The 13649-nt window shown below is 68.7% G+C and carries 14 protein-coding genes; 7 read left to right on the forward strand and 7 right to left on the reverse strand.

Translation table 11 applies throughout. The annotated features are described in order from the left end of the window. The first annotated feature begins 254 nt into the window (after positions 1-254). Positions 255-1367: an alkaline phosphatase D family protein gene (locus DDF67_RS19770; RefSeq protein WP_109102550.1), complete on the forward strand. Its 1113-nt coding sequence runs from the start codon at positions 255-257 to the stop codon at positions 1365-1367. 34 nt (positions 1368-1401) lie between these two features. Here the strand turns inward: DDF67_RS19770 and DDF67_RS19775 are convergent, their stop codons facing one another. Next, positions 1402-1659, reverse strand: a complete 258-nt coding sequence (locus DDF67_RS19775) for a low temperature requirement protein A (RefSeq protein ID WP_101716585.1) — start codon at positions 1657-1659, stop codon at positions 1402-1404. Between the two features lie 95 nt (positions 1660-1754). On the opposite strand from DDF67_RS19775, the gene pip reads away from it, so the two are divergent. Next, complete coding sequence (gene pip / locus DDF67_RS19780) at positions 1755-2744, forward strand: prolyl aminopeptidase (RefSeq protein ID WP_109102551.1); 990 nt, start codon at positions 1755-1757, stop codon at positions 2742-2744. Here the strand turns inward: pip and DDF67_RS19785 are convergent. Both DDF67_RS19785 and DDF67_RS19790 read right to left on the reverse strand, forming a co-directional pair. Further along, entirely contained in the window at positions 2741-3340 is a 600-nt protein-coding gene (locus DDF67_RS19785; RefSeq protein ID WP_199229287.1) for an HAD family hydrolase, read from the reverse strand. The two genes, pip and DDF67_RS19785, sit on opposite strands and share 4 nt — an antisense overlap. A gap of 84 nt (positions 3341-3424) precedes the next feature. Beyond that, positions 3425-4606 carry a low temperature requirement protein A gene (locus tag DDF67_RS19790; protein ID WP_109102552.1) on the reverse strand — a complete coding sequence of 394 codons (1182 nt, stop codon included), beginning with the start codon at positions 4604-4606 and terminating at the stop codon, positions 3425-3427. Positions 4607-4678: 72 nt separating this feature from the next. On the opposite strand from DDF67_RS19790, the gene DDF67_RS19795 reads away from it, so the two are divergent. From DDF67_RS19795 to DDF67_RS19815, 5 genes are all read left to right on the forward strand, one after another. Further along, on the forward strand, positions 4679-5197 hold the full coding sequence (locus DDF67_RS19795) for a hypothetical protein (RefSeq protein WP_109102553.1): 519 nt from the start codon (positions 4679-4681) through the stop codon (positions 5195-5197). A gap of 264 nt (positions 5198-5461) precedes the next feature. Then, positions 5462-6871: an O-antigen ligase family protein gene (locus DDF67_RS19800; RefSeq protein WP_109102554.1), complete on the forward strand. Its 1410-nt coding sequence runs from the start codon at positions 5462-5464 to the stop codon at positions 6869-6871. Then, complete coding sequence (locus DDF67_RS19805; RefSeq protein WP_109102555.1) at positions 6868-7734, forward strand: 50S ribosomal protein L11 methyltransferase; 867 nt, start codon at positions 6868-6870, stop codon at positions 7732-7734. Before DDF67_RS19800 ends, DDF67_RS19805 begins: the two co-directional genes overlap by 4 nt. An 87-nt stretch (positions 7735-7821) precedes the next feature. Beyond that, the gene (locus tag DDF67_RS19810; protein WP_109102556.1) at positions 7822-8259 is read left to right on the forward strand and encodes a hypothetical protein; all 438 of its coding nucleotides are present in this window, start codon (positions 7822-7824) and stop codon (positions 8257-8259) included. 42 nt (positions 8260-8301) lie between these two features. Next, positions 8302-10104 (forward strand): aminopeptidase P family protein, encoded by a 1803-nt coding sequence (locus DDF67_RS19815; protein WP_109102557.1) that lies wholly within the window; start codon positions 8302-8304, stop codon positions 10102-10104. A gap of 138 nt (positions 10105-10242) precedes the next feature. Here DDF67_RS19815 and DDF67_RS19820 read toward each other — a convergent pair whose 3' ends face one another. From DDF67_RS19820 to dapA, 4 genes are all read right to left on the reverse strand, one after another. After that, the gene (locus tag DDF67_RS19820) at positions 10243-10662 is read right to left on the reverse strand and encodes a DUF2147 domain-containing protein (RefSeq protein WP_109102558.1); all 420 of its coding nucleotides are present in this window, start codon (positions 10660-10662) and stop codon (positions 10243-10245) included. Between the two features lie 98 nt (positions 10663-10760). Continuing rightward, positions 10761-11921 (reverse strand): acyltransferase family protein, encoded by a 1161-nt coding sequence (locus DDF67_RS19825; RefSeq protein WP_109102559.1) that lies wholly within the window; start codon positions 11919-11921, stop codon positions 10761-10763. 250 nt (positions 11922-12171) lie between these two features. Next, entirely contained in the window at positions 12172-12630 is a 459-nt protein-coding gene (smpB, locus tag DDF67_RS19830; protein WP_109102560.1) for an SsrA-binding protein SmpB, read from the reverse strand. Next, positions 12630-13514 carry a 4-hydroxy-tetrahydrodipicolinate synthase gene (gene dapA / locus DDF67_RS19835; RefSeq protein ID WP_109102561.1) on the reverse strand — a complete coding sequence of 295 codons (885 nt, stop codon included), beginning with the start codon at positions 13512-13514 and terminating at the stop codon, positions 12630-12632. Before dapA ends, smpB begins: the two co-directional genes overlap by 1 nt. Positions 13515-13649 lie beyond the last annotated feature (135 nt).

The raw sequence follows: 13649 nt of genomic DNA on the forward strand, positions 1-13649 counted from the left end.
CCCACCGGCATCAGCGCCTCGGCGAAACTGAACTGACCCGTCTGCTTCACCGCCATGCCTGGCCTCCCCGTACTAAACCCAGGGAATCACAATCGGCTAATTTCGCAACACGCCCTTGATGGGGGAAGGGCCGGGGTTGGGGGTGAGGCCGCGCTGGACAACAAGCGCCGCCTTCCCCTTTCCTCTCGTAGACACCCCCATCCCAACCCTTCCCCCATCGAGGGGGAAGGGCTTTTTCGTGGAGGTTCACGCCCGTGACCGACCTCTCCCGCCGTTCGGCGCTCGGCCTGTCGGCCGCCGCCCTGGCCGTCGCGCCCGCCGCGGCCCAGACTGTCATCGATGCGCCCCACCCGGCCCTCTACAAACCGCTGACCCGCATCGCCTTCGGCTCCTGCGCCAAGCAGGACAAGGACCAGCCGATCTGGGAGGCGATCTTCGCGGCCAGGCCCGACCTCTTCGTGTTCCTGGGCGACAACATCTACGCCGACACCCGCGATCCCAAGGTCATGGCCGCCAAGTACGCCATGCTGGCCGCCAAGCCGCACTTTCGGCGGCTGCGCGACGAGATCCCGGTCGTCGCCATCTGGGACGATCATGATTTCGGCGAGAACGACGCCGGCGGCGACTATCCGATGAAGGCCGAGAGCCGCCGCCAGTTCTGCGACTTCTGGGGCGAGCCGGAAAACTCTCCCCGCCGCACCCGTGACGGCGTCTATGCGGCCTATGTCTTCGGCCCGACGGGACAGAGGGTGCAGATCATCCTGCCGGACCTGCGCTGGAATCGCACGCCCCTTTCCGAAAAGACCTTCAAGGGCGGCTACAAGGCCTGGGCCGTGGCGCGGGGCCTGCAGGGCAAGGAAACGCCCGGCCCCTACGACCGCATCCCCGACTACGACGCCACCATGATAGGCCAGACCCAATGGGCCTGGCTGGAGGCTCAGCTGGCCCAGCCTGCCGACCTGCGGATCTTCGGCTCCAGCCTGCAGGTGCTGGCCGACTTCGCCGGCTGGGAAAGCTGGATCAACTATGCCCGCGACCACCAGCGATTGTTCGAGGCCATCCGCCGCCAGCGGGCCGAGCGCCTCTTCTTCGTCAGCGGCGACACCCACTATGCGGAGGTGTCCAAGCTCGACCTCAACGTCCCCTACCCGATGTGGGATATCACCTCGTCGGGCCTGACCGAGGTGTGGCCGGTGACGCCGCCCAACGCCCTGCGGACCTCTGGGGTGCTGCGCGAGCGCAATTTCGGCCTGATCACCATCGACTGGTCCCCGCCCGCGCCCAAGGTCACCGTCGAGATCCGTGACGAGAAGGGCCAGGTTCGCATCACCCAGGCGATCGACGCGGGAACGCTGCGGGTTGGGTGAGTAAGAGAACCCTCTCTTTGAGAGGGGGTTTTCGCTACTGCGGCCGCTGCATCAGCCGTTCCGCGCGGCGACGCATGGCGGCGGCCAGTTGCAGCAGGGCCAGGGCCGAGGCCTCGTCGCGTTCGGCTGCCCGCATCGAATAGACCCGGGCCAACACCAGCAGCGCCTCGGCGCGGTCCAGCCCCTCGGCGCCGAACATCTCGGCGATGGAGTTGTCGAGCTCGGCCAGCTGATCGTCGGTCAGCAGGTTCAGCAGGTCGTCGTCGGTCAGGTCTTCGGGCGTGGTGCTCATGCTCGCTCACCATAACGGGAATCGTGGCGGCTAGGCGACCCGTCGACGAACGAAGCGCCGTTCACACGGCCGAGCAAAGAGCCTAGGCTCGCGCCATGGACCGTCACGCTTCACTCGCAGCCATGTCCTCCGTCGGCCGTCGCGGCCTCTATCGCGAGGTCGAGCCGTTCTCCTTCGGCTGGCTGCCCACCGGAAGCGCCCACGAAATCTATTACGAGGAATGCGGCGCGCCACGCGGCAAGCCGGCGGTGATCCTGCACGGCGGCCCCGGCGGGGCGGTCAATCCCACCATGCGGCGGTTCTTCGATCCATCCCGCTGGCGCATGACCCTGTTCGACCAGCGCGGCTGCGGCCGCTCGCGCCCAAACGCCAGCCTTGACGACAACACCACCTGGAGCCTGATCGCCGACATCGAGCGGCTGCGCGAGCATCTGGGGATCGAGAAGTGGACCGTGTTCGGCGGCTCCTGGGGCTCCACCCTTGCCCTGGCCTACGCTATCAAGCACCCCGACCGCGTCGAGGGGCTGGTGCTGCGCGGCGTCTTCCTGCTGACCGGCAAGGAACTGGCCTGGTTCTACCAGGACGGCGCCTCGATGCTGTTCCCCGACGCGTGGGAGCGGTTCCTGGCCCCGATCCCGCCCGAAGAGCGTGGCGACCTGATGGCCGCCTATCACAAGCGCCTCGTCCATCCCGACCGCCGCGTCCAGGCCGAGGCCGCTGGCGCCTGGAGCCAGTGGGAGGGCGACACCATCTCGCTGCGCGGTCCAGAAGCCCGGCCGCCGAAGTTCAACGAGGAGGACTTCGCGATCGCCTTCGCGCGTATCGAGAGCCACTTCTTCGTCAATCGCGGCTTCTTCCCCGAGGACGGCTGGATTCTCAACAATGTCGATAGGATCCGCCACATCCCGGCCTGGATCGTCCAGGGCCGCTTCGACGTGGTCACGCCCCTGGCCAGCGCCTGGGCCCTGCACCGCGCCTGGCCCTCGGCCCATTTCGAGATCGTCTGGGACGCCGGCCACGCCTCGACCGAGCCCGGCGTCATAGACGGCCTTATCCGTGCGACCGAGGCCGCCTACGGACGCTAGGCTTCCGCCGCCTCTTCCAGCAGCTCGCGCACGTCGATCACGTTGCAGCCGGCCGCCTTGGCCGCCTGCACGCCCTGGACGCTGTCCTCGAACACCAGGCAGTCGCCGGGCGCCATGCCCAGGCGGCGGGCGGCTTCGAGGAAGAGGTCCGGGGCCGGCTTGGCCGCCGCCACGTCCTCGATCGTCACGATGGCGTCGAACAGCACGTCCAGTCCGAGCGACCTCAGGCTGAGCCGCACGAAGTCCGAAGGCCCGCTGGAGGCCACCGCCATGGGCAGGCGGCCGTGGAACTCGCGGGCGATGGCGGTGACGGCCGCGATCTCGGCCAGCTCGTCGATCCCTTCGCTGTAGGTCGACCAGACCGCCTTCATCACCTGCGCCCGATCGAGGGTCTGGCCAACCTCCTGCTCGAAGGCGTCCATCAGCATGTCGCCGGAGAAGCCGCCGCGCTCCAGGTACCATGACGGCTCCATCGCATGGCCGGTCGACCTCAGGCCCGCCGGCCAGGCCAGCGCATAGAGGCCCAGGCTGTCCACCAGCGTGCCGTCGCAATCGAAGATCAGGGCCTTGGTGTCGGGGAAACGCTCTTTGATCACTGGATATCCCGGTTTGGCGCCGTGCAGGGAGGTGCGGCGGCCCCGCCTATAGACGAGTCTTGCGGCGCCGTTGCGGCGACCGTCTCACCCGCGCAGTTGATGCCCCCGCCGACGGATCGCCAGGCTCTCCCAGCCGCCCACCAGCACCAGCACGCCGGTGGTCAGCAGCGACAGCGCGAGCGGCGAGACCAGCGGCGACACCGGGATCAGCAGCAGCAGCGCCGCCATGCCCGCGCCGCGCGACGGCGACCAGATGCGGAACACGGCCCGCTTGAACAGCACCCCGCCCAGCAGGAACAGCAGCGGCCCGCCGATCAGCGCGGCCGAAATCTTGGGGTCGGCGTGGCCTACCGGATGGTGGATCACCCACTCATCGCCGACTGCGGCCACGATGATCCCCGCCACTGGCAGGAGGTGACTATAGGTGTAGGCGATGCGCGCCACCCGGCCAGGATCGTCCGAATGGCTGATCGCCTCGCTCGCCGCCTCGGCGGTGAACGAGAAGTAGATCCACCACATGGCGATGCTGGCGACGAAGGACGAAGCGAACGAAACCGCCACCACCGGCGTCCACTCCAGCCCTGCGGCGGTGGCGCCCATCACCAGGATCGACTCGCCCAGGGCGATGATCGTGAACAGGGCGCAGCGCTCCGCCAGGTGCGCCCCCTCCACCGTCCAGTCGGCGGTCTTGCTGCGGCCAAGGCCCGGGGTCCAGAAGCCGGCGGCCGGCGACGCGTACTCGATGGCGATCGCCGCCGCCCAGCAGGCCAGGCGCGCCTCGTCCCGCAGCAGGCCGCCTGCGATCCACAGCAGGCCCGACACCGAAAGCCAGGCGGTGATGCGCAGGAAATTGAGCTTCAGCCCCCGATCGTGACGCACGCTCCAGGCGGTGAACAGGCTACGCCCCACCTGAATGCCCACATAGGCCAGGGCGAACAGCAGTCCCCGTCCCTCGAAGGCTGTGGGGATCGACATGGTCATCACCATGCCGGCGGCCATCACCAGGAACAGCATGATCTGGACCGGCGGCCGCTCGGGATCCAGCCAGTTGGTGACCCAGGCGGTGTAGATCCAGGCCCACCAGACGGCCATCAGCAGGAGGCCGGTTTCGACCACGCCCAGCAGGCTGGGATGGCCGATCAGCCCATGCGACAGTTGAGTGATCGCGAACACGAACACCAGGTCGAAGAAGAGCTCGATGTAGGTCACCCGCGCGTGGCCGCCCTCGCGGATTCGCAGCAGGCCGCCGGCCCTGGTCTTGCTCATAGTGCTCGCGCCCTTCCGCCCGGAATCGAACCTCAGCCTAGAACGAATCTCCGGCTCGAACGCTATGTGCACATGAAGCCGCTCGACCTCTTGAAGACCCGGGCCGCCATCGTCGGCCTCCCCGTCGCCCTGACCCTCGGCGCGATCGCCGGCGCGGTCATGCAGATCGGCCCGCAGGAGCCGCAGCCCCAGCCCTTCGCCGAGGTCCACGGCAGCCAGTACGCCGAGGCCGCGCCCATGGCCTGGCCCGCCGGCAAGGTTCCCGACTACGTCATTGGCCAGGATTTCCTGCGCCCGCCCATGGACGAGACTCCGGTGGTGCTGACCTCGGCCGACCTGGCGGAAATGGGCCTGATCGAGCCCGCCAGCTACGAGCCGGAAGCGACCGACGCCGATATCGTCTCGGCCTCGGGCGCCACAAGCGCCGCGCTCGACGACCAGCCCGCCGCCCCCACCGAACCCGCCGACGCCCCGCCGCGCAGCTTCGCCTCGACCAGCGGCGACATTCTCGACAAGCGCCTGCCCGAGGAGGTGGTCGCCGGCCCGCCGGCCCAAGCCCCGGTCCCCACGGAAGTGGCGCTGCGGTACTAGGCGTCGCCGTTTTCTACGGCCCTCCTCCGATAGCCGGTCAACTGAACTGCTTCCCTCGCCCTTGTGGCGAGGGTCCATGGCAGTCGCTGCTCAAACAGCGCCCTTCTCGAAAGGTCTGAGCTGGCGCAACGATGGATCCTGGGCACAAGGCCCAGGAAGGCGATGCCTTTTTGCCGCTCCGCCTCCCGCGCACCGGCCTTCCCCTTGCAACCTCCCGCCCATGCGACCGGTAACTGTGCCGTTTCGCGCCACACGGGAACGGGCATGGACGCGGCCGCGCCGGACAGGATCGAGGAGGAAGGCGGCCTTCTGCGCACGCTGGAGGCCTGGGCCTGCGGCTTCGTGCTGTTCATGCTGTCCAACGCCCTGATAGGGCCGTTTCTCGATCCGGAACAGGCCGGCGGCGAGGACATGCCGATCCTTCGCCTGATGTGGCTGCCGGTCTATGCGCTGATCCTGGCGCTCGTGCTGTGGCGCGCGCCCCGCCTGGCGAAGTTCTGGCTGCCGGCCGGCCTGCTCAGCCTCCTGGTCTTCTGGGTGTTCGCCTCGGCCTCGTGGTCGTTCGACCCGGGCACCACCAACCGCCGGGCCCTGGCGGCGGGCTTCACCACCCTGTTCGGCTTCTATTTCGCCGCCAGCTTCGACGGCCGCCGCATGGCCGAGATCCTGGCGACCACCTTCCTGGCGCTTGGCGCCGGCGGCCTCCTGGCCGCGATCGCCTATCCGAAGATGGGCGTGCAGCACGACATCAACGCCGGCGACTGGCGCGGCCTTTGGTTCGAGAAGAACCAGATGGGCGCGATGATGGTCTACGGCGCGCTGGGCGCCATGGCCGCCATCCTGGCCGGCACGAAGCATCGCAAGCTCTTCATCGGCGCCATCGTGCTGTGCGCCTTCATGATCGTGATGAGCCGGTCCAAGACCTCGCTGATGGTGCTGCTGATCGGCCTTACCGGGTCGGGCCTGCTGGGCACGATGCGGCGCGGTCCGGCCACCGCGATCACCATGGTCTGGCTGGGCGTCACCGTCATCGGCGGCGCGGCCATCGTCATGTGGCTGGCGCCCGAACTGCTGTTCAAGGCCCTGGGCAAGGACCCCACCCTCACCGGCCGCACCGAGATCTGGGACGCCCTGATGCGCCAGTCGGCCAAGGCGCCGCTGACAGGGTACGGCTACGCGGTGTTCTGGCGCGACGACTCCGTGCCGGCCCTGTTCATCCGCAAGGAGACCGGCTGGAACGTGCCCACCGCCCACAACGGCTGGCTGGACGTGCTGGCCCAACTGGGCTGGATCGGCGTGGGCCTGTCGGCCCTGGTGCTCGGCCTGCCGCTGCTGGTCGCCCTATTCCGGTTCGACAAGGTGCGCGACGGCTATTGGGCCACCCTGTTCCTGGTGATCTTCCTGATCACCACCTTCTCGGAGAGCTTCATCCTGGAGCGTAACGGCATCGCCTGGGCGCTGGCTTGCGCGGCGGCGACGCGCCTCCTCGGGCCGGCTCTCGGCGTGGCCAGAAACGCCCGCCCGCCGCGCGAACCGCGCCCGCGCGAGGAGCCGCCGCTGACCTGGCGCCTGGCGCCGCCCGACCCCGCGCCGGAAATTTGGAGCCCCGCCCCCGCTTTCGGACGCCGGACGGTCTCGCCTTTGGCCGCGCGTACGACTATTGGAGCGGCATGACCGACTACACCCACCAGCAGATCGTCGCCCGCGGCGCGCGCGCCGACGCCGAAGCCGCCGCCGACGCCATCGACAACATGCCCGGCCTCGAAGGCGCCACCTACTCGATCCTGGAGGAGGACGAGGACAAGGGCGTCTGGCGCATCGACGCCTTCCCGACCACCGAGGAAGAAGACGCGGCCCTGCTGGAGTTGCTGGGCGGCTATCCGCTGAAGGTCGAGCGCGAGGCCCTGGCCGACGCCGACTGGCTGGCCATGGCGCTGTCGGGCTTGCCGCCGGTGCGCGCCGGCCGCTTCTTCGTCTACGGCATGCACGACCGCGGCCGCCTGCCGGCCAGCACGGTCAACCTGCGCATCGAGGCCGGCGCGGCCTTCGGCACCGGTCACCACGGCACCACGGTCGGCTGCCTCCAGGCCTATGACCGCCTGATCAAGGCCAAGACGTTCAACAAGGTGCTCGACGTCGGCGCCGGCACGGGCCTGCTGGCGATCGCCGCCGCCCGCACGGGCAGCAAGCTTGCCGTCGGCACCGACATCGACAAGCCCAGCGTGCGGATCTCCAAGGAGAACGCCAAGGTCAACATGGCCAACGCCCGCTTCGTCCACGCTTCGGGCCTGTCCAACAAGCTGGTTGCGCAGAACGCTCCCTACGACCTGGTGTTCGCCAACATCCTGGCCCGCCCCCTGATCAGCCTGGCCCAGGATATCAAGCGCGCCCTGGTTCCCGGCGGCACGGTCATCCTGTCGGGCCTGCTGCGCACCCAGGAACGGATGGTCAAGGCCGCCTACCTGTCGCGTGGCTTCAAGGTGGTCAGCCGCATCCACCGCGACGCCTGGGCGACCCTGGTCCTGCAGCGCCCGTAAGCCTTGCTCCGCCTCTCCGACAGGAGGGGCGGAACGCCTGCGCTTGGCTCCACGTTTTCTCGAACAACGCCGTTCGAGGAAACGACCATGACCTATACCGATCCCTCCCTGCACCCCGAGACCCCGCGACAGCCCGAGCGCGTGGTCGAGGTCCGTCGCGAGTCGAGCCCGCTGGGCTGGCTGGTGGCCGGGGTGGTGGCCATCGTGGCGGTGATCGCCGTGGCCTTCATGCTGACCGCCCGTCCGATGGACGCCAGTTCCGACCAGATCGCCCAGGCCCAGGAACAGGGCCGCGTCGCCGGCTTGGTCGAAGGCGCGCAGGTCGGCCTGCAGACCGGCGCCGACCAAGCTCGCCAGGCCGCGGAATCCTCGGCCCGTGACGCCGCGGCCGCCGCCGACGCTGTCCGTCGCCAGACCGAGCTTCAGGCCCAGACCGCCGCCGACGCGGCGCAGGACGCGGCCGCCACGGCTCCGGCTGCGACCGACGGCACGGCGCCCGCGGCCCAGCCCGATCAGCCGCAATAACGCCCCTTCCAAGTCGGGCGCGTGAGGCCTAAATCGGTCGTCATGCGCCAGACCTTCGATGAATCCACCGACCCGGGCTTTGGCCCGCGCCATGTTCCGTTGATCCGCGAGGCCATGGCCCGCCAGGGCCTCGACGGCTTCCTCGTGCCGCACGAGGACGAGCACCAGAACGAATACCTGCCCGCCGCCAACGACCGCCTGGCCTGGGCCAGCGGCTTCACCGGCTCGGCCGGCGCCGGCGTGATCATGATCGACCGCGCCGCCGTCTTCGTCGATGGCCGCTACACCCTGCAGGTCCGCGAGCAGGTCGACCAGGGCGTGTTCGAGATCCGCGACCTCGTGGAGGGCGGCGTGCCGGCCTATCTGGAGACCGCCCACAGGGGCGCGGTGATCGGCTATGACGCCCGCCTGCATAGCCCCGCCGCGCTGGACGTGCTGAAGGCCGCCGCCGCCCGCGCGGGCGCCACGCTGAAGCCCGTTGCCGCCAACCCGCTGGACGAGGCCTGGGGCGCGCAGCGCCCGGCCCAGCCGCAGGCGCCGGTCGTTCCCCACCCGGTGCAATACGCCGGCGAGGAAAGCTCGGCCAAGCGCGCCCGCGTCGGCGCGAGCCTCGGCGCCGATGCAGCGGTGATCACCGCCCCGTCCTCGATCGCCTGGCTGTTCAACATCCGCGGCGGCGACGTCATCCGCACGCCCCTGCCGCTGGCCCAGGCTGTCCTGCGCGCCGACGGCAGCGCCCGCCTGTTCCTCGACCCGGCCAAGGTGACCGAAGACCTGCCGGCTTGGCTCGGCAACGAAGTCTCGCTGGAAGCCCCCGAGGCCCTGGAAGGCGCCCTGGCCGAACTGTCGGGCAAGTCGGTGCTGGTCGACCCGGCCCAGTCCTCGGCCTGGTACTTCGACACCCTGGTCGCCGCCGGCGCCAAGGTCGTGCGCGGCATGGACCCCTGCACGATGCCCCGCGCCTGCAAGAACAGCGTCGAGCTGGACGGCACGCGCGAGGCCCATCGCCGCGACGGCGCCGCTTTGACCCGCTTCCTGCACTGGCTGGCCACCGAGGGCCAGGTCAGCCCGCCGGACGAGAAGGCAGCCGTCGCCAAGCTGGAAAGCTTCCGCGAGGCCACCGGCGTGCTGAAAGACCTCAGCTTTGACACCATCGGCGCGGCCAACGGCCACGGCGCCCTGCCCCACTACCGTCCGACCGAGCGCAGCAACGAGCGCGCAGCCCTGGGCTCGCTGCTGCTGGTCGACAGCGGCGGCCAGTACCTGGACGGCACCACCGACGTCACCCGCACCGTGGCCATCGGCGAGCCGACGCCCGAGATGGTCCAGCGCAACACGCTCGTCCTGAAAGGCCACCTGGCAATCGCCCGCCTGCGCTTCCCGGCCGGCACCACCGGCTCGGCCATCGACGCCCTGGCCCGGATGGCGCTTTGGGCTCATGGGCTGGACTATGACCATGGCACGGGCCACGGCGTCGGCGTCTATCTGGGCGTCCACGAAGGCCCGCAGCGGATCAGCAAGGCGCCCAACACCATCGCCCTGCAGCCCGGCATGATCGTCTCCAACGAGCCCGGCTACTACAAGGACGGCGAGTACGGCATCCGCATCGAGAACCTGGAAGTGGTCATGCCGGCGGAGGCTGTCGGCGGCGGGGACCGCCCGATGCACCGCTTTGAAGCCCTGACCCTGGCCCCCATTGACCGCCGCCTGGTCGACAAGGCACTGCTGACCGCGGAAGAGGTCGCACAGTTCGACGCCTACCATGCCCGCGTGGTGAGGGAGATCGGCCCCCGTGTGGAACCGGAAATCCGCGCCTGGCTGGAAGAGGTCTGCGCGCCGCTTTAGCGAAAAGACCCTCTCCCTGAAGGGAGAGGTGTCGGCCCGAAGGGACGACGGAGAGGGAAGCTACGACGACGCCGCTGCGACCACTTCCCCCTCCGGCGCTTCGCGCCACCTCCCCCTTCAGGGGGAGGATCTCGATCCCTACTTCACCCGCGTCCAGGTCTGGGTCTTGCACAGCGGCGCGACCACGCAGCCCTTGAGCTTCAGCGTATTGGCGTCGGTCATGGTGATGGTGCCCGAATAGGTCTTGCCGTCGTCGGCCTTGTAGACCTTGCCGCCGGTCCATTCGGTCGGACCGCCGCTGAAGCCCCACAGCAGTTGCAGGCCCTTCAGGGGACGGGTGCGCAGGGACGGGTCCTTGTTCTTCTCGTCCTTGAGGGCCGGGTTCTTCTTGATGTTGTCCGAGGTCAGCAGCTTGCCGCACAGGCTGTTGCCGCAGCGGCTGATCTCGACCTGGCCGCCGTTGGTCTCGGTCTGCCAGAGGCCGGTGATGTCGGCGGCCATGGCCGGCGCGACGAAGGCGGCGCTGGCGACGGCGGCAAGGATGGCGGTCCTGAGCATTATGAATGCGACTCCCTAGAAGCAACGCGTTTGGAACGCGCGTTTTATCCCTCGTCGCCTATCTCGCCGCGATCGGCAAGGCGATTTCAGGGCGCCTCTCAGCGCAGGGTCGTAACCATCGCTTGCGCCGCCTGGTTCCGCTCGCGCTTGCCGCCCCAGCCGGCGGTCGCCTTCTCCAGGCGCGGCTTGATCCAGTCCTGCAGCGGCGCGTCGACCAGGCGCTCGAACAGCCAGGCGAACACCAGGGCGGCCGGGAAGGCCATCGCCCAGATCGCCCAGTGGGCGGCCTCGTGCAGCTCGATCTTCTGGCCCAGCTGGCGCTGCAGGGCGAACCACACCGCGCCGACGAACTGGTTGGTCAGATAGAGCGAGAACGACAGCCGCCCGCCGGTCTTGGCCCAGGCCCAGCCGTTCTGGGCCGAACCGCTGGCGGCGAAGATCAGCAGGCCCAGCAGGACCAGGCTCGGATAGGCGTACTCGCCGACCACGTTCAGCACCACGAAGCCGACCACCGCGAAGATCGCCAGGGCGTCGGCCAGCCTGGGGCCGATCACTACCTCGCGGGCCATGCGGGCGATCAGCACGCCCATCAGGAAAAGCGGAATGGCGCGGTAGAGGCCGTTCTTCAGATGCAGGTGGAACGACGGCATGCCGAACACCTGGCGCGAAAATACGTCCACCGCCACGAACACCGCGGCGCCGACCAGCAGCGCCATCCAGGGCGAACGGATCTTGCCGAACATCCGCCAGATAGTCGGGAACAGGGCGTAGCAGACCAGCAGCGCCGACAGCGTCCAGGTCGGCATGTTCCAGCCCGACGGCCCCTGGAAACCCCAGGTCTGAATCAGGAAGACCTGCTGGGGCAACTGGTCCCACTGGTACCACTGCGGATTGCGCGGCTGCATGCCCAGCGCCGTGGTGCCCAGCACCAAGACTACGAAGGCGGCGATCATCACCAGATGCGCCGGCCACACCCGGCCTATGCGCTTGATCAGGAAGGCGCCGTCGTGGATCTGCCCGGCCGACACGCGCGAACCATAGGCCCTGCCGAGCACGTAGCCCGACAGCAGCAGGAAGAAGTCGGTAGCCAGATAGCCGCGTCCGAACGCCGGATGGATGGCGAACAGCGAGACCGGCGCCTGCTCGGCGTAGTGATAGACCACGATGAAGAAGGCCGCGAAGAACCGCAGCGCGTCCAGCGGCCCGCCGCGGGACAGCGGACGAGCGGCCTTGGCCGTGTTTGCACCAGTATCGGACATGGCGGACTCCTTCGGCCAGGAAGGAGCAAAACCCGGGCCAGGGGAAGGCCTTGAAGGCTTCGCCACTCAAGATCCTCCCCCTGAAGGGGGAGGTGGCCCGAAGGGCCGGAGGGGGAAGTATCTGATAAGGTCGGCGCGCCCCAAAGGCGGCAGTTACTTCCCCCTCAGTCGCTCCGCGACAGCTCCCCCTTCAGGGGGAGCATTTGAAAGTCAGGAACCTCCCCCCGGGGAGGCTGCCAACCGAAGGAGATCAATCCCCTCGGTCGCCCTTCATAAGCCGCGCCTTGTCGCGGGCCCAGTCGCGGGCGGCTTCGGTCTCGCGCTTGTCGTGGTTCTTCTTGCCCTTGGCCAAGCCGATCTCCAGCTTGGCCAGGCCCTTCTCGTTCCAATAGAGCTTGAGCGGGATCAGGGTGCGACCGTCGCGCTGCACCGCGCCGATCAGCTTGTCGATCTGCTTGCGGTGCAGCAGCAGCTTCCGGTGCCGGCGCGGCTCGTGGTTGAAGCGGTTGGCGTGGCCATACGGAGGAATGTCGGCGTTGATCAGCTTGATCTCGCGCCCTTCGACCGACGCATAGGATTCGGCGATGTTGGCCCGGCCGACGCGCAGCGACTTCACCTCGGTGCCGGTCAGCATGATGCCGGCCTCGAAGGTCTCCTCGATGAAGTAATCGTACCGGGCGCGCCGGTTTTCCGCGATCGGCTTGGTCATCAGACCAGACCCGCCTCGCGCATGGCCTCGACGATCGCCGGGCGCACGGCCTCGCTGCACGGGGTGATCGGCAGGCGCACGTCTTCGGTCGACAGGCCCAGCTGAGCCAGGGCGAACTTGGTCGGACCAGGCGAGCTGTCGAGGAACAGGGCCTTGTGCAGCTTGATCAGGCGGTCCTGCCAGTAGCGGGCCGTCTCCCAGTCGTTGCCGACGCAGGCGTTCATGAAGGTGGCGCAGGCGTCCGGCGCGACGTTCGAGGTGACCGAGATCACGCCGTGACCGCCGTGGGCCATGTAGCCGAGCGCGGTCGGGTCATCGCCCGACAGCATCACCCAATCTGGGCCGCAGGTGATCCGCTGCATGCTGATGCGGGTCAGGTCGCCGGTGGCGTCCTTGATGCCGACGATGTTGGGCAGCTTCGACAGGCGCACCAGGGTGTCGTTGGAGATGTCGACGCCGCTGCGGCCCGGCACGTTGTAGACGAACACCGGCAGCTCCACGGCGTCGTTGATCGCCTTGTAGTGCTGGTACATGCCCTCCTGGCTGGGGCGATTGTAGTACGGCGTGACCACCAGGGCGGCGTCCGCGCCCACGGTCTTGGCGTGGCGCACCAGGTCGATGGCCTCGTCGGTCGAGTTCGAACCCGCGCCGGCGATCACCGGCACGCGGCCGCGGGCGGTCTGCACGCACAGTTCGACCACGCGCTTGTGCTCGTCATGCGAAAGGGTCGAGGTCTCGCCCGTCGTGCCCACCGGCACCAGGCCGTGCACGCCGCCGGCGATCTGGCGCTCGACCAGGGCGACGAACCCTTTCTCGTCGACCTCGCCGTTCAGGAACGGGGTGACCAGGGCCGGGATGACGCCCTTGAAAGGGGAATGGACCATGACTTGCAATTTGCCGTGAGCAGACGCCGCGAGAGTTGCGGCTGAAACGTGGGGGCGGACAATATGTCTCCGCCCCCCTCGACCGCAACTGGTCGTTCCGACCTTTTCGTCGCTCTGCGGCGTTGAAAGGCGGGT

It is taken from the genome of Caulobacter endophyticus, from assembly GCF_003116815.1.
Taxonomy (GTDB): domain Bacteria; phylum Pseudomonadota; class Alphaproteobacteria; order Caulobacterales; family Caulobacteraceae; genus Caulobacter; species Caulobacter endophyticus.